Below are 19,535 nucleotides of genomic sequence, written 5' to 3'. Positions count from 1 at the left end.
AAAATTTATTTGATAATTTTTATTTATTAAAAGAGTACTTTGAATACTTTTCTGACATTACATTTCTAAATGAGGCAAAAGTATTTAATTAAGTTTAATATTTATAGTAAATATTGAATTTATTTTGTGACCCTTACTTCGAGATCCTTTTCAAAGGGTATATCAAAACATGAAAATCCAGTTTGGATAACTGGAGCAGATGCACTAATGGATTCTTTAAAAATTCATGGAGTAAAAGTTATATTTGGATATCCTGGGGGAGCTATACTACCAATATATGACGCTGTTCATAAGGCGGAACAAGAAGGTTGGTTAAAGCACTATATGGTTAGGCATGAACAAGGTGGTTCTCATGCGGCTGATGGATATGCAAGATCTACTGGTGAAGTAGGAGTATGTTTTGGGACCTCAGGCCCAGGTGCAACAAATTTGGTAACTGGAATTGCCACCGCGCAAATGGATTCAGTCCCCCTAGTTGTAGTTACAGGTCAAGTCCCAAGACCTGCTATAGGAACAGACGCTTTTCAAGAAACTGATATTTTTGGTATAACTCTTCCAATAGTGAAACATTCATGGGTAATAAGGGATCCTTCAGATATCGCGAAAGTAGTTTCTGAAGCTTTTTTTATAGCCTCTTCTGGAAGGCCTGGCCCTGTTTTAATTGATATACCCAAAGATGTAGGTCAGGAGTTTTTTAATTACCAAAGAGTTTTGCCTAGTGAGATTATTCCTAAAGGATTTAAAAGGAATGGAGAAATTAATGATTGCGATATCAATAAAGCAATTAAATTAATAGAAGACTCTGAAAGACCTCTTCTATACGTAGGAGGAGGGGCAATATCTTCAGGTGCTCATGATGAAATAAAAACTTTAGCAAAGAATTATCAAATACCAGTTACCACAACCTTAATGGGGAAGGGAGCTTTTGATGAAAAAGATAATTTATCAGTAGGGATGTTAGGAATGCATGGAACTGCTTACGCAAATTTCGCTGTTACAGAATGTGATCTTTTAATTGCTATTGGAGCTAGATTCGATGATAGGGTGACAGGAAAACTAGATACTTTTGCACCTAATGCAAAGGTAATTCATATAGATATTGACCCAGCAGAAGTTAATAAAAATAGACGTGTAGATGTTGCAATTGTTTCTGATGTTTCAAAAGCTGTTCTAAAAATCAATGAACAATCTCTTAAAAACAAATTTACTTGTCAGACGAAAAACTGGTTAGAAAAAATTGATTTCTGGAAAAATAAACATCCTTTATATGACCCGCCCAAAGAAGGAGAGATTTATCCTCAAGAGGTTCTTTTAAAATTGAGGGAACTTTCACCAGAAGCTTATGTAACTACAGATGTAGGACAACATCAGATGTGGGCTGCTCAATACCTTAGGAATTCTCCAAGAAAATGGATTAGTAGTGCAGGCTTAGGAACTATGGGTTTTGGATTACCAGCTGCAATTGGAGTAAAAGCAGCCTTACCTAATTCAGATGTGATTTGTATTGCAGGAGATGCAAGTATCTTAATGAATATTCAAGAATTAGGAACTTTATCTCAATATGGTCTAAAGGTGAAAGTGATTATTATTAATAATCGCTGGCAAGGGATGGTAAGACAATGGCAGGAAAGTTTCTACGATGAAAGATATTCCTCATCTGATATGAGTTGTGGTGAACCTGATTTTGTAAAACTTGCTGAGTCTTTTGGAGTTAAAGGATATTTAATTTCTGATAGAAAACAATTACAGAATGAATTAAAAAATGCGCTTGATTATGATGGCCCTGCCCTAATTAATATCCTTGTCAGAAGAGGTGAAAATTGTTATCCAATGGTTCCTCCTGGTAAAAGTAATGCTCAAATGGTTGGCTATGTTAATTGTGAAGACTAAATTTTTTAATTCGTCATTTTAAAAAATTAACTTTAGAATAATTTAAAAACTTAGATATTTCTGAATTGAAAAAATTATCAAAAATTATAATTATAGTCAGCTTGATTCTTCTTAATCCTGTAATAGTTAACTCGGCTGAAATTCTTCAAATTAAAAGTTCAAATACTATTTTGGTGGGGGATCAAAATAGGAATTTAACGATTGGATTATTTTGTGTAGATGTAAATGAAAATGATGAGCTTGAAGCAACTAATTTACTTAAGAGTGAATTTCCACGGGGAAGTAAAGTGAAAATAAAACCTTTTGGTTTCAAAGAGAATGTTTTGTTAGCCAAAGTTTTTAATATTAAAGGTAATAAGGAGATGACTGAATTATTAGTCGCCAAAGATTTAACTAGTGAAATTTGTCCAAGTTAATTATCTCTATGAGCAGATAAAGTTCCATTGTCTCGAGTATGTTTTGCTCCTTCTCCAGGAATTAAATTCATTTTTTAATTTGTATGTACATAAATTTGAGATTTCTATATTTGTATTGGGAATGTTCTCATTTAAAAGTTGTCTAAAAGCAGTTCTTTTGAGATCAAGTTTATTTAAGTTGTTCTCTTTGAAGCGATTTGAATCACTAAAATAAAGATCTTTTTCAGCTTTAGTTAAATTGACAGTTATGTTTTTGTTTTCGGCCTTTCTATAAAATTCTTTGAGTGTCATTTTATCAACTAGATAATGCTCCTTCGAAATTGCTGGTCCTATTGCAACAAGTAAGTTATCTCTAGATGTCCCTAAATTATCAAAAATTTTAACAAGATTTTTTATTATTTTTTTTTCTAAACCTTTTCTTCCACAATGCAAGGTTGCTACATTTCTTGTCCTTTTGTCTGCAAAAAATATTGGCATACAATCAGCTGTGTAAACCCATAAGTTTTGATTGCATTTATTACCAACAATACCATCTGCGTCAGTCTTAGTTCCTTTTTTCAGATTGGATCCAAAAACTATCACATTACTGTGAATTTGATTGGAAACACAATTTATATAATTTTCATTAAAGTGATTCCCTAATAATTTTAGAAATTTCTCAGAGCTTGACTTCGTAAAATATGCATGTTTGAAATTATTTTGACTAAGGATAGGTGATGAATAATACTCAAATTTTTTGTTTTGAACAAAAATTTCAGTTTTTGAGAAATATATTTCTTTGTATGCAATAGTTCCTGCTCCTAAGCTGAATTTATGAAATTAATTCAATATCTCTCAAGATCCAGAATCCTGCAAATTTTTCGATGTATGGAGTTGACTGTATGGAAATAAATTGATAATCAAAAGAATTTTTTTTATTCTCTAAAAACTTTGTACTCAAAAAGTTTGCATCTTTTTCTGGCAAATCTGTTACCAGCCACTTATCGTCTTCTGAAGCTTCAAGTATGAGTTGGTTCTTATTGATGACTAATTTAACAGGTTCTAAACAACTGAACCATGCAGAAAGTGCTAAAGATCTATCTTTGCTAAAAAGTCTTAATCCTGGAACTAAGCTATGATTATCTAAATCTTGCTGAATTGGGAAAATTTGTCCAAATTCAATAGGCCAATTTTCTGCTGATTTTAATTCTCCAATTGATATTTCAGAGATACTTAAAGCATCACCCCTTACTTCTTCTGGTAAAGGTGTAGGAGGGTTTTCCATTTTAGAAGTAAAAGAAGGAGCTAATACACCTCTTACATACCCTTTTTCCTTTGGATAAATCTCTTTTTCAAGAAATTCGATTCTATCTAATAAATCGTAAGTTCTCCTACTTACAAGAGCCTCAATATTTACGGCCTCCAGAGATTTCTTAATGATCGATTTCATTGACGACCTCCAGAATCGAACTATTGAAGGTTTTTCCCACCCTTGTTTTTTTGCTTCACTTATTGCTTCCTTTATTGCCTTTGTAAGCCATAGTGAATTAACTTCATTAGCAGGGCACTTTTTATTCCAATAAAAAATATCTTCTGTCTTATAACTCCTTGTAGAGCAAATAATTAACTCCCACCTTTTTTTTCCATTTGATTCGATGATTGGTCTTGAGTAAAAATCTAATTCCCAATCTGAAATTTTTAATTTAAGACTTGACTCCATTGTTTTATTAATGTTCATTTATCTTGTTCTTTTTTATCGAAGAGTGCTTTGGTTTTTAGTGCTCTCTCTGTGGCTTCTTGCATAACTTTTTGCTTATCAATAATTAATTCTCCCGCAGAGTTTTCTAGGAGTGCTGTATTGAGACCAATACGCCCTTTTTCGAGGTCAATTTCAGATATTAAAGCTTTTATTATTTCCCCTTCTCTAAAAACTTCTCTTAAAGAACGAATCGATCCATTTGTTAGTGAGGATTGATGAAGAAGTCCACTAGCTCCATCTAAATCTATAAAGAAGCCATATGGTTTTACTGCTAAAACTTCTCCTTCAATTAATTGTCCTAATTCTAAACTTGTAAGTTTAGAGACTAATGAAGCTTTCTTTTCAGAGAGCACTAATTTTCTGGATTCTGGATTCACCTCAAGAAATGCTACTTTTAGAGTTTTGCCAACAAAAGATTGATAGTCTTGACCATTTTCAAGTTGGGATCTTGGGATGAATCCTCTCAATCCATCTACATCACAAGTAAGACCACCTCTGTTAAATCCATTAATTAAAACGTTAATTAATTCTCCATTTTTTGCTGAACCTGATACTTTTTCCCAACTTTGCCTAAGAATTAATGCTCGAGCGCTCACTGTTACCATCCCATCAGCATTTTGTTCTTTGATAACCAAAACCTCCATTTCAAGGCCTATGGAAAATTTTTCTTTAAAGTTAGTTATAACACCCAAACCACATTCTTTTTTGGGCATATAACCAGGTGCTTTCCCACCAATGTCCACGTACAGTCCATCACTTTCGATTGCTATGACTTTACCTGAAATTATTTCTCCTGTAGCCCCAATAGGCTCATTTGCATTTAAGGCCTCCAAAAAAGCACTTTCATCAAAATCGAATTCATCAACAGTTCTTTCAAATTGGAAATCTGTGTTTTGCTCTGAAAAATTAAGGGGTCTATTTAAGTCCTGTTGAGTTAAATCTTGCTGAGAAATATCAAAATCATTAGTGTTTTCATTACTGTTATCAATTTCTTTTACTGAATCATCTTTAATTATTTGAGGTTTGATAGCGATATTTTCTTTTTTGGTTTCTTCTTGCGAATTGGTTTGATCATTGTTTATGTCTCGAGATTTTTTTTGAGTATCTTTCTTGCTTATGTGAAGTACCTGAAGAGGTTTTTTATTGCCCTTTAGTGGGATATTTTCTTGGGCATTTTTATTATTGACTCCCATCGTAGGTAAAATAAGAATAATTAATTATTAACATACTCTAAATATTAGTACTCAAAATTAAAATTAATGAACTTTAAACCAATACCTAATAAATTTGAACATTTAAATTGGCAAGAAATTGAGAGTGTTGCAAAACACAAAAGATCTACAGTGATTTGGCCATTCGGTGCAATTGAGCAACATGGCCCGCATTTGCCTCTTGCCACAGATAGTATTTTTGTTGATGAAATTATTAATGAAGTTTTAAAATTATTCTCCGCCGACATTCCATTAAAAAAACTTCCAACTCAATATATTGGTTTTTCTCCAGAGCATAAGGGTTTTGCGGGGACAATTTCACTTTCTTCAAATTTAATAACCTCGATGATTAAGGAAGTAGGAAGTCAATTATCTGAAATGGGTTTTAAAAGATTGATACTGATTAATGGACATGGAGGTCAAATCTCACTATTAAATACAGCTGCAAGAGAGCTAAGAAGTTTCTCTCCAGGGATGGCAGTTTTTCCTTGTTTCTTGTGGAGTGGTATTAATGGATTAAGTGAATTGTTAACAAAAACTGAGATCGAGGATGGGCTTCATGCTTCTTTAGCTGAAACAAGTTTGATGCTGGCTTTAAAACCAGAATTAGTAGGTGATGAACGCCCAAATGAGAGTAATAAAGCAGAGATCCCTGAAGGTTGGAGTCTAGAGGGCAATGCGCCTACTGCTTGGCTTACTGACGACCTCAGTAAATCAGGAGTCATAGGAGATAGTAGAGGAGCAAATGAGTCTTTAGGGAAAAATTTAAAGGAATTATTGATTAATCATTGGTTCAAATTGATTATGAATCTGATGCAATCAGATTGGCCAAACATTTCTTAAATATGTTGAAGTAAAAAATGTGACTTAACAATTGAAACTATTTTCATGATATTTAAATAAACTCTCTATAATCATGTAATATTCATGCATAATGAGCTAAAGATTACTGACATGCAAACTCTAGAATCAAATAAAAAAACTATTGAAGAATCGACTAATCCGATTTCTTTAGATTTACCCGACTTCACTACAGATTCTTATAAGGATGCATATAGCAGGATAAATGCAATTGTTATAGAGGGAGAGCAAGAGGCTCATGATAATTACATTTCAATAGCAACTTTAATTCCAAATGAGTTAGAGGAGTTAACTAAATTGGCGAGAATGGAAATGAAACATAAAAAAGGCTTCACTGCATGTGGAAGAAATTTAGGTGTAGTTGCTGATATGGAATTTGCCAAAAAATTCTTCTCTAAATTACATGGTAATTTTCAAATTGCTCTTGAAAAAGGAAATTTAACGACATGTCTTTTAATACAAGCTATCTTAATTGAAGCGTTTGCTATCTCTGCTTATAACGTCTACATAAGGGTTGCGGATCCTTTTGCAAAAAAAATAACTGAGGGAGTGGTTAAAGATGAATATCTTCATTTAAATTACGGTCAAGAGTGGCTCAAAGAGAATCTATCTACTTGTAAGGAGGAATTAATGGAAGCTAATAAGGTTAATCTACCATTAATTAAAAAGATGTTAGATGAAGTAGCAGATGACGCATCCGTTTTAGCTATGGACAGAGAAGAATTAATGGAAGAATTTATGATTGCTTATCAAGATACATTGATGGAAATAGGATTAGATAATAGAGAAATTGCAAGAATGGCTATGGCAGCTATCGTCTAATTACATTTCTAATTAATTAAGGATTTTAATAATTTATTAATCCTATTTTAGGAGTTACCTTTGTGCTATTGTTCATATCATCGTATAGAAACCATTTATAAATTTTAAATGTTTGGGTTAATAGGCCACTCAACTAGTTTTGAAGATGCGAAAAGAAAAGCTTCGATGCTAGGCTTTGATCATATTGCTGATGGCGACTTGGATGTTTGGTGTACTGCTCCTCCTCAGCTTGTTGAAAATGTAGAAGTTAAGAGTGCTACTGGAATATCTATTGAAGGTTCTTATATAGATTCGTGCTTTGTTCCTGAAATGCTTTCTAGGTTTAAAACGGCTAGAAGAAAAGTACTAAATGCTATGGAACTAGCTCAGAAAAAAGGGATTAACATTACCGCTTTAGGAGGATTTACTTCTATTATTTTTGAGAATTTTAATCTTCTACAGCATAAACAAATTAGAAATACTTCATTAGAGTGGGAAAGGTTCACTACTGGCAATACTCATACCGCCTGGGTTATTTGTAAACAACTAGAAACAAACGCGCCTCGCATTGGTATAGACCTTAAAAAAGCGACTGTTGCTGTGATTGGTGCTACTGGTGATATTGGTAGTGCTGTTTGTAGATGGCTTATCAATAAAACTGGGATTTCAGAACTTCTTATGGTGGCAAGACAACAAGAACCACTAGCGCTATTACAAAAAGAATTAGATGGTGGCACCATTACAAGCTTAAGTGAGGCATTGCCTCAGGCGGATATCGTTGTATGGGTTGCAAGTATGCCTAAAACTATTGAAATTGATACAGATAACTTAAAAAAACCATGTTTAATGATTGATGGCGGATACCCCAAAAATCTTGGCGCGAAATTTCAGGGTGAAAATATTCATGTTTTAAAAGGAGGTATAGTAGAGTTTTTCAACGATATTGGTTGGAAAATGATGGAACTTGCGGAAATGCAAAACCCTCAGCGAGAAATGTTTGCTTGTTTTGCAGAAGCTATGATTTTAGAATTTGAAAAGTGTCATACAAACTTTAGTTGGGGAAGAAATAACATTTCCCTTGAAAAGATGGAATTTATTGGAGCAGCCTCTTTAAAGCATGGTTTTTCTGCGATTGGACTTGATAAGCAGCCTAAAGTATTAACTGTATAAATTATGGCTAAACGTTACCTCCTTGATTTTGAAAAGCCTCTTGTTGAACTTGAGAAGCAGATAGAGCAGATTAAAGAATTAGCTAGAGATTCAGAAGTAGATGTTAGTCAACAGCTTCTGCAGCTTGAAACCTTAGCTGCTAGGAGAAGAGAAGAAATATTTAAATCTCTCACCCCTGCTCAAAAGATTCAGGTAGCTAGACATCCTCAAAGACCTAGTACTTTGGATTTTGTTCAAATGTTTTGTGATGACTGGATCGAATTACATGGAGACAGAAATGGTAGCGATGATATGGCACTAATTGGGGGGATAGGTTCGATAAATAATAGACCAGTGTTGATGTTAGGTCATCAGAAAGGAAGAGATACAAAAGAAAATGTAGTAAGAAACTTTGGAATGGCAAAACCAGGAGGTTACAGAAAAGCTCTTAGATTAATGCAGCATGCAAATAGATTCTCTTTGCCAATTCTTACATTTATTGATACTCCTGGAGCTTATGCTGGTTTAAAAGCTGAAGAACAAGGTCAAGGTGAAGCGATTGCAAGAAACCTTCGAGAGATGTTTGGATTGAAAGTACCTATTGTGGCTACTGTCATTGGAGAAGGAGGTTCAGGAGGCGCACTTGGAATAGGTGTTGCCGATAGGTTACTAATGTTTGAACACAGTGTTTACACAGTTGCTAGTCCAGAAGCATGTGCATCAATTTTGTGGAGAGATGCTGCGAAGGCACCAGAAGCTGCATCAGCACTTAAGATTACAGGTAAAGATTTACTTAAATTAGGTATAATAGATGAGGTATTACTAGAACCTTCTGGTGGGAATAATTGGGCTCCTTTAGATGCTGGTAACACCCTAAAAAATGCTATTGAAAAACACCTTAATGCTTTACTGCAAATGCCTGAAGACGAATTAATTGAGGAAAGATACAAAAAGTTTAGGGTTTTAGGTAAGTTTATAGAAGCAAATAATATTGAAGAGATTTATAGTGAAATCCCCCAAAAAACTGAATAACTTGAAACTAGCTTTTATAACTGGTGCTACGAAAGGTATTGGTAGATCTACCGCAATTACTTTTGCCAATGCTGGCTGGGATTTAATTTTACTCTCCAGGAATATGGATTTAATGGAGAAACTAAAGAGCGAACTTTTGACTACTAAATCAAAAATTAACCTAGTAAAATGTGATTTATCTAGTCCTATCGAAATAGAGCATTGTGTTAAAGAGGCAATTGAGAAGTATGGGTGCCCTTCAGTATTGATAAATAATGCCGGTTGCGCATTTAATGGCTCTTTAGTTGAAATGGAATTAGGTCAATGGGAACAAACTATTCAAATAAATCTCACAAGTGTTTTTCAAATTTGTAGTTCAATAATTCCTCAAATGAGAAAAAATGGAGGTTTAGTTATTAATGTTAGTAGTCATGCCTCTTATAATGCGTTCCCCCAATGGGGAGCTTATTGTGTTTCAAAATCTGCAATAGCTATGTTTACTAAATGCTTGAGGGAGGAGGAGAGATCTAATTCAATAAGAGCGTGCACAATAACTCTTGGTTCAGTAAATACTCCTCTTTGGGACTCCGAATCAATCAATTCTGATTTTGATAGAACTTCTATGCTCTCTTCAAGCGAGGTATCAGAAACTATTCTCTACATGGCTCAAAAACCTGAATCGCAATTGATCGAAGACTTGATTTTGATGCCTTCTGGCGGAGCCTTTTAAACATTTTGTTTATCTGCTTAATCTTAAAACAGTGATTTTTTTTAGTGCTATTTGAACCCGATTGAACAAGAGAATGTGATATAGTATATGAGCAATTAAGCTTTTGGAAGATACAGTTAATTAAGTTGCATACAATTTTCTGTTTAAAATTTTATGACCTCTACATTACCCAACGATAATATTAGAAACTTTGACGATCAGATTACTAATAAACTAATTTCTGAAATTATAAGAGACAGAATTAAGAATTCTGGTACAAGGTTTAGTGCTAACGATAACATTGCTGATTTTATAAATCCCGGTGAATTAGAAATTTTAGAAAAAGAAGTAGCCTCAAGAGTCAAAGACTTATTAAAGTCCCTCGTAATTGATGTTGAAAATGATCATAATACTCAAGAAACTGCTGAAAGAGTTTCAAAAATGTATCTAAATGAAGTTTTTAAAGGAAGATATCATGAACAACCTAAAGTTACAAGTTTCCCTAATGACAAAAATCTGGATGAAATTTATACAGTTGGTCCAATTTCAGTCAGATCTGCATGTTCACATCACTTAGTTCCAATTCTCGGAGAGTGTTGGATCGGTATTAAACCTGGGAAAAAAGTCATAGGACTTTCAAAATTTGCGAGAGTTGCTGATTGGGTTTTTTCAAGACCTCATATTCAGGAAGAAGCTGTAATGATTCTTGCAGATGAAATTGAAAAACTTTGTGAACCTAAAGGTCTAGGCATTATTGTAAAGGCCCAACATTATTGTATGAAGTGGAGGGGAGTCAAAGAACCAAATACAAGTATGATTAATTCTGTGGTTAGAGGAGATTTTAGACACGATTTAAGTTTAAAACAAGAATTCTTTGAGCTTGTAAAACAGCAGTCCGCTACTAATAATTACTAATTTCTTTTTAAATAATTAAAAAGATCTTCTGTTTTTTTTATATCTTTTAAACCCGGAGATATTTCAATACTACTTGAAATATCTAATCCATCTGGTTTTAATTCAGTGAGGATTTTATCAATCCATTCAATTGATATTCCACCTGCCAACCACCATGGTTTGCTAAATTGCAAATTCTTTAAATAAATAGAATTTATTTTTTTCCCTGAACCTCCATAAGTTTCTTCATTCCAAGAATCAAGTAGTATCGCATCTACAAAATCCTCAAAAGGTTTAATTTTATCTATGTCCTTTTCCGTTTTTATTCTGAAAGCCTTCCAAAGGCCAATATTGGGAATTTTTTTCCTTATTTTTTTGCAATAATCAATATCTTCATCACCATGTAATTGAATGATAGTTTCACTTGGGTTTCCTAAGAAATTTTTAATAATTAAGTCTATTGGACAATTTTGTACAACTGATACCCTCTCGATTTTTGGATACAACCTTTCTAAGGTTGTAAAAATATTTTTCTTGATTTCAGCTGATATATATCTTGGTGACTCTTCCACGGAAATAATGCCAATAGCATGCGCTCCTAATTTTGCTACTTGAAGAGCTTGTTCTTCTGACGTTATGCCACAAATTTTAATTAAAGGATTACTCTTGGTCATATAATTAGCCTTTATGTAAAATTAATATTATTGCTAAATATAGCGGAGATTATTTTTGAGAAGTTGGCAAATTTTTAAAATATGGGGAATTCCCTTTAAAGTTCATCCTTATTGGTTTGCTATTCTATTTTTATTCTCATGGAGTATAAGTAATCAGGTTAATTTAACTTCAGGGGATATATTTAATATAAGAGAATCTTGGATTATAGGATTTTTAACTTCTTTTTTCTTATTATCTTCAATTATTTTTCACGAAGTTCTTCATACTTTTGTTTCACTTAATCAGGGTGTAAAAATAAAAAAAATTACTTTTTATTTTTTAGGAGCAATTCTACAAATAGACAAGTATTGTCAAACTGCTTTAGGTAATATAAAAATTGCAATTGTTAGACCTCTTTTATGTTTCGCTACTGCATCTACCCTACTTTTAATTAGTAACAACAGTGCATCTCAAGAACAAATAGCAGTTAATGTAATTTCTAGAGTAGGTATATTTAATTTATTCTTAGGCTTCTTAAATTTGATTCCAATTGGTTCTCTAGATGGGGGGAATTTATTAAAAAGTATTATTTGGCATTTTTCAGGAAGTAAAAATAAAGGAAGAAATTTTCTCAATAAAGTTAATTTATTATTATCTTTATTTGTTTTATTTTTTGGGATAGTTTGTTTATTTAGATTAAACTTTTACTTTGGTTTTATTCTCTCTTTTTTGGGGTTGTTTGGAGTTAATTCTTCAAAATCAGAAAGTCAATTTTTTAAAATTGAAAACATACTTAAATTTAGTAAAGTTTCTGAGATCAAACTAAAGCCTTTGAGGAAAATTGAATACGATTTAAATTTCTCAGAATTTAATAAATTAATAAAAAATAAGAAGGATGCATCGGATAAATATTTTTTCGTTACGAACAATGGTAGATGGACCGGTTTTATTGATGAGAATATTTTAAAAAATGTTTCCTTAAAAAAATGGGAAAGGAACTTTGTTGGAGATTTTAAGAAACCTATCAATAGTTTTGAAAGTGTATCTTATAACGATAAATTATGGAGAATTATAGAAAGGATTGAAGAAACAAATGAAGGTTTTTTATTGGTTCTCAATGCTGCGAATATCCCTTTGGGGATAATTGATAGGTCAAAAATTGGAAACTTTGTATTGAATAAATTAGGTTTTAATTTACCTTCAGATATTGTTAACAAATTAAACTTTAAAAATCATTATCCCTTAGGAATTGAATTGCCTAGAATAGTTAATTCAATGAAGCAGAAAGGAGATATTTAATAATTCTTGTCATTAAATTTTTTATTTTTTATTATCTAAAGCAATATTTTTGAAATTTATATTTGATTTATTTTTTAGGAATGAATTTCTCAAATGTCGAACTATTTCGTCATTTGTTAGTTTTAAATTTATTTTTGGAGGAGCTTCTTCTTTGAATAATTTGAACCACAAATCTCTTGAAGGATTTGTTTGAATTTCTCCATGTTGAAGGAATGCCCCTTTTTTACGAAATTGAGCACTACCTATTCTCTTGAACCCATCCTGATCAACTAAATCGGAAATTAATGAAGTCCCAAAACAATTTGTTTTAATGTTTGATTTTCGTGAATTACCATATTGTAAATTTAGACCTAATTCTCTAAAACTTTTAATTAACCAATTATTAACCATCTCATAACTTAAGAATTTATAGTAAGTTTTTTTAAATGTTAATGCATATGTTATGCCTCCTGAGTGAAGAACAGCACCCCCTCCAGAGGGACGTCTAACAATATTAATTTCACCATTTGATAATAAATTTTTCCAATGAAGAGGAATTTCCTTTTGGTGATAGCCAATTGAAAGCCAATCCCCAGTCCAATAGTAAAACCTCAGTGTGAGAATTATTTCAGGATTCGAAATTGTCTGATCTAAAGAATTTAAATCTAGAGCCATTTGATCAAATCCAGGTAAATTATTTGTTGAAAAAATTAAAGCCTGATTTTCAATTCCCAAAATTAACTTTATAGGTTAATTTATGATAATTTTCAAAAAATTTTTTCTTTCAATTTGTTAATTACGTAACATCATTTTGTAATAGTGTTTCAAATCTTCTCTTTTCGGTGGAGAATATAGAAAATATTTTTTTTACCATGGAGACAACTCAAACAATAAACCTTATTGCATTAAGCCTCATAGTTGTTATGCATGCAGGAGTTTTAGCATTAAGACTAGGAATTAGTTTAGGTAGGAACTAAATTCTATTAGAAAATTTAAAATTTATAAGGTAATAATAAAGTAAAACTGAATTGATTTATTCAGTAAATATATCAAGTACTCAATTTGCCAAAATCTTTTAATAAAAATAGTATTTTCCACAAAAAATATTTAGTTCCTATATCTATAAAAAGTCAACAGAAACAGGATAATTTTGTATCCTCGATTTTTTTAATTATAAAAATTAGTTTTTCCCTATTAGCAATAATAAGCCTTATTAAACTTGGCTATAGTTCTAAAGTAAGGTTGACCAGGCTAAGGGAAATTGAAGACTCATTTTTATACGAAAAATATAGATTTAATTTCTTGACAGATAAGTTTGATGATTTATTCTCTTCTGAAGGTGAGCAAAGATTTATGAAGGATCAGGATCAAATAATTTCTAGGGACATTATCAGAGTAATATGGCGTTGATAAGGATGATCTTGAATCATTCTACTTTTTATTTTTCAATTAACTTTTTTTGCTAGTGAGTAAGAACATTAAGGGTTTAGTCCTAATAACAGGAACAACTTCAGGAGTTGGATTAAATACTCTAAAACCTCTATTAAGATTTGGATGGGAAATTATAGCAGTTAATCGATCAAATAAAAGAGCTATAAAAATAGCTGAGGAATCCTTGACAAAAGAGGAAGTTAAAAATATTCACTTTATAGAAATAGATCTCTCTGACTTGGATGACGTAAGAAAAGGTTGCGATGAAATATTAGAAAGATTTAAGAAACCAATAAATTCTCTTATTTGTAATGCAGCAGTTTATAAACCAAGACTAAAGAGACCTGAAAGGTCTGCTCAGGGGTTTGAAAACTCTATGGCAGTAAATCATTTTGGGCATTTTCTTATGATAAACCTACTTATGGAAAATATTTTATCTTCTGAAAGAGAAATTGTTTTAAATGGCAAATCAACTGTATTCAAGCCAAGAATTACTGTGTTAGGGACTGTTACGGCTAATTATTCAGAACTTGGAGGAAGGATTCCCATTCCTGCCCCAGCTGATTTGGGAGATTTATCTGGATTCAAAAATGGTTTTTTATTTCCAATAAGTATGGCGAATGGAAAGAAATTTAAACCTGGTAAGGCTTATAAGGATAGTAAACTTTGCAATATGGTGACCGTTCAGGAATTATCAAAAAGATATCCTGCAGAGAAGATTATTGTAAATTCTCTATATCCCGGATGTGTTGCTGATACAAAACTTTTTAGAGATACACCTTGGTTATTTAGATTCCTTTTCCCGATATTTCAAAAATTCATAACAAAAGGATATGTTTCACAAAGACTGGCAGGAGAGAGAGTCGCTCAAGTGGCAACTAATAAAGAATTTGCTAAACCATCAGTTCATTGGAGCTGGGGAAATCGTCAGAAAACTGGAAGAAAAGCTTTTTCTCAAAAGTTGTCAAAAAGAATAATTGATACGAAGACCTCTCAACAAACATATGATTTAACAAGCCAATTGATTGGATTAGATTAATTTAGACTAATCAAATCCTAATAAATCAAAAATTTCTCTATCTTTAAGTGGATTACCTTCTAAAGGTTCTACGTTTTCAAGCATATTTTTGGCAAGAGATAAATATTCATTTTGAACTTCAATAACATCTTCAGTTGGTTCCATTTCAAAAATGGTGCATTTTTTAAGTCTTGATCTTCTAATTGCGTCGACATCTTTAAAGTGGGCCATAGTTTTTAAACCTGTTCTTTCATTGAATTTATCAATTTGATCTGTGTCTTTCGATCTATTTGCGACTACTCCACCTAATCTGACTTTATAATTTTTTGCTTTTGCTTTAATTGCAGAAACAATTCTATTCATAGCGAATATTGAATCGAAATCATTAGCAGTAACAATTAGACAATAATTTGCATGTTGCAATGGAGCTGCAAATCCTCCGCAAACGACGTCTCCTAGGACATCAAAAATAACAACGTCAGTATCTTCTAATAAATGATGTTCTTTTAATAGTTTAACTGTCTGACCGGTTACATATCCCCCGCATCCTGTCCCAGCAGGAGGACCTCCACTTTCAACACACATTACGCCATTAAAGCCTTCAAACATAAAATCGTTTGGTCTTAATTCTTCGCTATGAAAATCTACCTCTTCGAGAATGTCGATAACTGTAGGCACCATTTTGTGAGTCAAAGTAAAGGTGCTATCGTGCTTTGGATCACATCCAATTTGAAGAACCTTTTTCCCTAATTTTGAGAATGCTGCAGATAGGTTTGATGATGTAGTTGATTTCCCGATGCCGCCCTTTCCGTATACGGCAATAACTAAAGCCCCTTCTTCAATATTTATTTTAGGATCTTGCTTTACTTGAACACTCCCTTCCCCATCAAGAGGTTTTTTTATAGTACTTGTCATTTAAAGCTTTAAAACACATTATTATTTATATTCTTGCAGCGTATATACACATGAAATATGTTTCTAAACAAATATGTATTCAATTGTATTAAAAGCGGGAAATATGTTGTAATAACTGCATTTTTAGAATTTAATCTGTTAAGTTATGAGTGAAAATACTCATGGCTAATTTAGAATTTATTAGTAAAAAATTAACTAAAATATGCCTTGGCATCGTAAAGAGTTTCATCGCTTATTTCTGGAATTCCTCTCAAGATTGCATATTTTTCGGTATTTGTTTTAACTTTACCTCTTACAAAAAATGGAACTTTTGTTAATTCAGCTCTACCTGATTCAGTCCAAATAATGTCCTCTTTAGGATTATTCTCTTCTTTTTCGTCAGAATTTAAAATGTCCTTTGTGTTTGTCGCTGTATGTCCTAAATGGCTTTGATGACCATCGACAAACTCAAAGTCATGTTTAAACATATCGATAAGATGCTCTTCTAATCCCATCATTAAGGGATGTACCCAATCATCAAAAATCACATTTGCTCCTTCCCATCCCATTTGTGGGCTATACCTTGCAGGAACATCTTGAACATGCATTGGTGTACTTATTACTGAACATGGAATGCCAAGTCTCTTGGCACTATGCCTTTCCATTTGAGTCCCTAAAACTAGTTCAGGTGCGGCTTTTTTCATTGCATCTTCTACTTCTAAGTAATTATTAGTAATTAAAGCTTCCACATTAAGTTCTTTTGCTGTTGCTCTTACCTGTCTTGCCATCTCCCTGCTGTATGTCCCAAGACCAACTACTTCAAAACCTAATTCCTCTTTGGCAATTTTTGCGGCTGCGATTGCATGTGTTCCATCACCAAAAATAAAAACCCTTTTGCCAGTTAAGTAATTAGAGTCAACTGATTTTGAGTACCAAGGAAGTTTTGATTTATTTTCTAATTCTTCTTTATTAGTCAAGGGGAGATCCAACTTGATATGAACTTCACTTATAAATTCAATTGTATTTTTTATTCCAATTGGAATAGTGTTTGTATATTCCATTCCAAAGTTCCGTTTAAGCCATTCGCATGATGCTTCCGCAATTTCTGGATAAAGACAAATATTTATTTCAGCATCAATTAGTCTTTCAATATCATCTGGACTAGCACCTAATGGAGCAACTACGTTTGTATCTATTCCTTGCTCTGAAAGTATGCGTTGGATTTCAATTACATCATCTCTGCATCTAAATCCCAGTAATGAAGGACCCAGCATATTGACTTTTGGTCTGCGACCTAACTTCTTCCACCTTAGAGGACTTATTTTTTCTGAAGAACTTACTTTCTCTTTCAAAAGAGTTCTTGTTAATTGATAAAAAGTTTCTGAAGCTCCCCAATTTTCTTTCTTGCTATAGGCAGGTAATTCAAGATTAACAATTGGCATATCAAAACCCATTCCTTTTGCAAGAGCCCCAGGTTGGTCTTGGATTAATTCTGCAGTACAACTTTCTCCAACTAAAAGAGTTTTGGGTTTAAATCGTTCGACAGCTTCCTTAATATTTTTCTTCACTAATTCAGCTGTATCGCCTCCAAGGTCTCTAGCTTGGAAAGTTGTATAAGTTACTGGAGGTCTTTGCCCCCTCCTTTCAATCATTGTAAAAAGAAGATCTGCATATGTATCTCCTTGAGGGGCATGAAGAACATAATGAAGATCTTTCATTGAAGAAGCAATTCTCATCGCACCAACATGTGGCGGTCCTTCATAAGTCCAAAGAGTTAATTCCATAGTTTTTAATGAGTTACTAAAGTTTTCTTAGTCAGTATTTGATTCCTTCTTAAAGGTTTAGAGAAGAGACCTGCTAAGTCTGCGGCTTGATCAATTCCATGAATTGGGCTGAATACCATTTCTATGGACCACTTAGTACTAATGCCTTCGGCCTCCAGTGGGTTAGCTAAACCCATTCCACAAACTACTAAGTCTGGATTAGATTCCCTTACACGATCTAATTGTTTTTCTACATGTTGTCCTTCGACAATTTTTGTATTATCAGGTAATAAATTAATCTCCTCTTTCATTAAATCTTTATTTAGGTAAGGAGTGCCCACCTCTACAAGATCCATTTCGCATTCATTATGCAAAAATCTTGCCAAAGATATCTCCAGTTGCGATTCAGGAAGAAGAAATAATCTTTTCCCCTTAAGTATTTCTTTATGAGATTCAAGAGCAAGTTTTGCTCTACTAATTAAAGGCGAAATAATTTCATGAACTTTAAGTTCATTAATTTTGAAAGCTTTCGCTGCAGCTAAAAACCATTCAGTACTTCCTTCGATACCAAGAGGAAATGGAGCCGAAATTATTTCACAACCACGATGTTTTAGGTCTCGAACGGTATCACTTAAATAAGGCTGAGTTAATAAAACTTTTGTATTTTTGCCAATCTTTGGTAATTCTGTTGATTGACGGGGTGGGAAGCTCTCAATATTTGAAATTCCTAAATTTTTAAAAATCTTTTTAAACCTATCCTCTACATTATTTGCAAGAGTACCAACTAATAATAATTTCTCCTCATTTGATGACTCCATTAATGGAATTAAAGCTTTTAAGGCGCCATCCTCACCTTGGGTAAAAGTTGTTTCTATCCCACTGCCAGAGTAATTAACGAATCTCACTTGACCTAAAAATCTTTTATTTAATTTCTCTGCGACAGTGGCAAGATCTAATTTGATTACCTCACTTGGACAAGATCCAACTAGAAAAAGAGTTTTTATTTCTGGTCTTCTCGCAATAAGCTCATTTACAACTCGATCTAATTCTTCATGAGCGTCAGCAAGACCAGCAAGATCTTTTTCTTCGAGAATAGCTGTCCCAAATCTTGGCTCAGCAAAAATCATAACTCCTGCAGCGCTTTGAATTAAATGAGCACATGTCCTTGAGCCTACAACTAGAAAAAAAGCATCCGGCATTCTTCTGTGGAGCCAAACTATTGAAGTTAGCCCACAAAAAACTTCCCTGGGCCCAGTTTCCTTATTAAATTCAACTTTACTCATTAAAAATTTTCAAGAGCTTATAGTTCAAGCTTGCATACACTTTTTAATTTAAGAAAGTAATTAATAAGTTCTCTTACAAAATGAACACATTTAAAAAACTTATATGAATGTTTAAATACTTAAATGGGAATTATGAAAAAAACTTTTGGGGCGTATTTTAATTTCTGTAGAAGGAATTTCCTTGACTTATTTTCGAAATCTTCCACACATTTCTAGCTATTTTAGTTGCTAATAATCCTGCTCTTTCTAACTTAGATTTGCCGGGCTTTGCCCCAATTAAAGCTGTCACTTCTGAAGTGGTTAAAGGTGCTCCAGTATTTATAGCTAATTGGGTTAACTCCAATCTATCTCTAAGGTTCTTAAGATTTACTTTTTCAATTTTATCTTCTTCTAACCAACTAAAAGATGGATCTTTCTGAGATAGTTTTTGCATCAAGCTAAGGCTAACTAATCCAAGAGTTTGATCAGGAGTTAATTCTTTTTCAGTACCAGAAACATTTGGTTCTTTTTTTTGAGAAGTTCCCATAAAAATGC

The 19,535-nt window shown here is 32.8% G+C and carries 21 protein-coding genes; 12 read left to right on the top strand and 9 right to left on the bottom strand.

Annotated elements, in window-relative coordinates; all coding sequences use genetic code 11:
* Positions 1-126: 126 nt before the first annotated feature.
* Together ilvB and EV01_RS01000 are read left to right on the top strand one after the other, a co-directional pair.
* Positions 127-1,890, top strand: a complete 1,764-nt coding sequence (gene ilvB / locus EV01_RS00995; RefSeq protein WP_032517773.1) for a biosynthetic-type acetolactate synthase large subunit — start codon at positions 127-129, stop codon at positions 1,888-1,890.
* A 65-nt stretch (positions 1,891-1,955) separates the two neighbouring features.
* A complete protein-coding gene (locus EV01_RS01000) occupies positions 1,956-2,306 on the top strand; it encodes a hypothetical protein (protein ID WP_032517772.1) in 351 nt (116 codons plus the stop codon).
* 6 nt (positions 2,307-2,312) lie between these two features.
* On the opposite strand, the gene pgeF is transcribed toward EV01_RS01000, so the two are convergent.
* The 3 genes from pgeF to EV01_RS01015 form a co-directional block, all read right to left on the bottom strand.
* Complete coding sequence (pgeF, locus tag EV01_RS09425) at positions 2,313-3,017, bottom strand: peptidoglycan editing factor PgeF (protein WP_241433432.1); 705 nt, start codon at positions 3,015-3,017, stop codon at positions 2,313-2,315.
* A 100-nt stretch (positions 3,018-3,117) separates the two neighbouring features.
* Complete coding sequence (locus EV01_RS01010) at positions 3,118-4,023, bottom strand: Tab2 family RNA-binding protein (RefSeq protein WP_032517770.1); 906 nt, start codon at positions 4,021-4,023, stop codon at positions 3,118-3,120.
* Positions 4,020-5,237: a S1 RNA-binding domain-containing protein gene (locus tag EV01_RS01015; RefSeq protein ID WP_032517769.1), complete on the bottom strand. Its 1,218-nt coding sequence runs from the start codon at positions 5,235-5,237 to the stop codon at positions 4,020-4,022. Before EV01_RS01015 ends, EV01_RS01010 begins: the two co-directional genes overlap by 4 nt.
* A 66-nt stretch (positions 5,238-5,303) precedes the next feature.
* On the opposite strand from EV01_RS01015, the gene EV01_RS01020 reads away from it, so the two are divergent.
* The 6 genes from EV01_RS01020 (at position 5,304) to folE (ending at position 10,701) form a co-directional block, all read left to right on the top strand.
* A complete protein-coding gene (locus tag EV01_RS01020; RefSeq protein WP_032517768.1) occupies positions 5,304-6,098 on the top strand; it encodes a creatininase family protein in 795 nt (264 codons plus the stop codon).
* Positions 6,099-6,209: 111 nt separating this feature from the next.
* Positions 6,210-6,938 (top strand): aldehyde oxygenase (deformylating), encoded by a 729-nt coding sequence (locus EV01_RS01025; RefSeq protein WP_032517822.1) that lies wholly within the window; start codon positions 6,210-6,212, stop codon positions 6,936-6,938.
* 108 nt (positions 6,939-7,046) lie between these two features.
* On the top strand, positions 7,047-8,087 hold the full coding sequence (locus EV01_RS01030) for a long-chain acyl-[acyl-carrier-protein] reductase (RefSeq protein WP_032517767.1): 1,041 nt from the start codon (positions 7,047-7,049) through the stop codon (positions 8,085-8,087).
* A 3-nt stretch (positions 8,088-8,090) separates the two neighbouring features.
* Positions 8,091-9,098, top strand: a complete 1,008-nt coding sequence (locus EV01_RS01035) for an acetyl-CoA carboxylase carboxyltransferase subunit alpha (RefSeq protein WP_032517766.1) — start codon at positions 8,091-8,093, stop codon at positions 9,096-9,098.
* Positions 9,073-9,807 carry an SDR family oxidoreductase gene (locus EV01_RS01040; RefSeq protein ID WP_032517765.1) on the top strand — a complete coding sequence of 245 codons (735 nt, stop codon included), beginning with the start codon at positions 9,073-9,075 and terminating at the stop codon, positions 9,805-9,807. The genes EV01_RS01035 and EV01_RS01040 overlap by 26 nt, the downstream gene beginning before the upstream one ends.
* 153 nt (positions 9,808-9,960) lie before the next feature.
* A complete protein-coding gene (folE, locus tag EV01_RS01045) occupies positions 9,961-10,701 on the top strand; it encodes a GTP cyclohydrolase I (protein ID WP_032517764.1) in 741 nt (246 codons plus the stop codon).
* On the opposite strand, the gene EV01_RS01050 is transcribed toward folE, so the two are convergent.
* Positions 10,698-11,354, bottom strand: a complete 657-nt coding sequence (locus EV01_RS01050; protein WP_032517763.1) for a phosphoribosylanthranilate isomerase — start codon at positions 11,352-11,354, stop codon at positions 10,698-10,700. The genes folE and EV01_RS01050 overlap by 4 nt on opposite strands.
* Positions 11,355-11,409: 55 nt before the next feature.
* Between EV01_RS01050 and EV01_RS01055 the strand changes: the two genes are divergently transcribed.
* Positions 11,410-12,633 (top strand): site-2 protease family protein, encoded by a 1,224-nt coding sequence (locus EV01_RS01055; protein ID WP_032517762.1) that lies wholly within the window; start codon positions 11,410-11,412, stop codon positions 12,631-12,633.
* A gap of 21 nt (positions 12,634-12,654) precedes the next feature.
* Here EV01_RS01055 and EV01_RS01060 read toward each other — a convergent pair whose 3' ends face one another.
* A complete protein-coding gene (locus tag EV01_RS01060; RefSeq protein ID WP_050496417.1) occupies positions 12,655-13,347 on the bottom strand; it encodes a lipoyl protein ligase domain-containing protein in 693 nt (230 codons plus the stop codon).
* A gap of 137 nt (positions 13,348-13,484) precedes the next feature.
* Here EV01_RS01060 and psaM point away from each other — a divergent pair, with 137 nt between their 5' ends.
* From psaM to EV01_RS01075, 3 genes are all read left to right on the top strand, one after another.
* On the top strand, positions 13,485-13,589 hold the full coding sequence (gene psaM / locus EV01_RS01065) for a photosystem I reaction center subunit XII (protein WP_241433427.1): 105 nt from the start codon (positions 13,485-13,487) through the stop codon (positions 13,587-13,589).
* 85 nt (positions 13,590-13,674) lie between these two features.
* Positions 13,675-14,022 (top strand): hypothetical protein, encoded by a 348-nt coding sequence (locus tag EV01_RS10085; protein ID WP_032517759.1) that lies wholly within the window; start codon positions 13,675-13,677, stop codon positions 14,020-14,022.
* Between the two features lie 55 nt (positions 14,023-14,077).
* A complete protein-coding gene (locus tag EV01_RS01075; protein WP_032517758.1) occupies positions 14,078-15,082 on the top strand; it encodes a protochlorophyllide reductase in 1,005 nt (334 codons plus the stop codon).
* Between the two features lie 6 nt (positions 15,083-15,088).
* Here EV01_RS01075 and bchL read toward each other — a convergent pair whose 3' ends face one another.
* The 4 genes from bchL to EV01_RS01095 form a co-directional block, all read right to left on the bottom strand.
* Positions 15,089-15,976: a ferredoxin:protochlorophyllide reductase (ATP-dependent) iron-sulfur ATP-binding protein gene (gene bchL / locus EV01_RS01080; RefSeq protein WP_032517757.1), complete on the bottom strand. Its 888-nt coding sequence runs from the start codon at positions 15,974-15,976 to the stop codon at positions 15,089-15,091.
* A 191-nt stretch (positions 15,977-16,167) separates the two neighbouring features.
* Positions 16,168-17,739 (bottom strand): ferredoxin:protochlorophyllide reductase (ATP-dependent) subunit B, encoded by a 1,572-nt coding sequence (locus EV01_RS01085; protein WP_032517756.1) that lies wholly within the window; start codon positions 17,737-17,739, stop codon positions 16,168-16,170.
* A 5-nt stretch (positions 17,740-17,744) separates the two neighbouring features.
* The gene (locus EV01_RS01090) at positions 17,745-19,001 is read right to left on the bottom strand and encodes a ferredoxin:protochlorophyllide reductase (ATP-dependent) subunit N (RefSeq protein ID WP_032517755.1); all 1,257 of its coding nucleotides are present in this window, start codon (positions 18,999-19,001) and stop codon (positions 17,745-17,747) included.
* 157 nt (positions 19,002-19,158) lie between these two features.
* Entirely contained in the window at positions 19,159-19,527 is a 369-nt protein-coding gene (locus EV01_RS01095) for a hypothetical protein (protein ID WP_032517754.1), read from the bottom strand.
* Positions 19,528-19,535 lie beyond the last annotated feature (8 nt).

The sequence above is a fragment of the Prochlorococcus marinus str. MIT 9401 genome (assembly GCF_000760095.1).
GTDB classification, from domain to species: domain Bacteria; phylum Cyanobacteriota; class Cyanobacteriia; order PCC-6307; family Cyanobiaceae; genus Prochlorococcus_A; species Prochlorococcus_A marinus_I.
The sequence above is the reverse complement of the archived record's forward strand: the minus strand, read 5'-3'. Positions and strand labels throughout refer to the sequence as shown.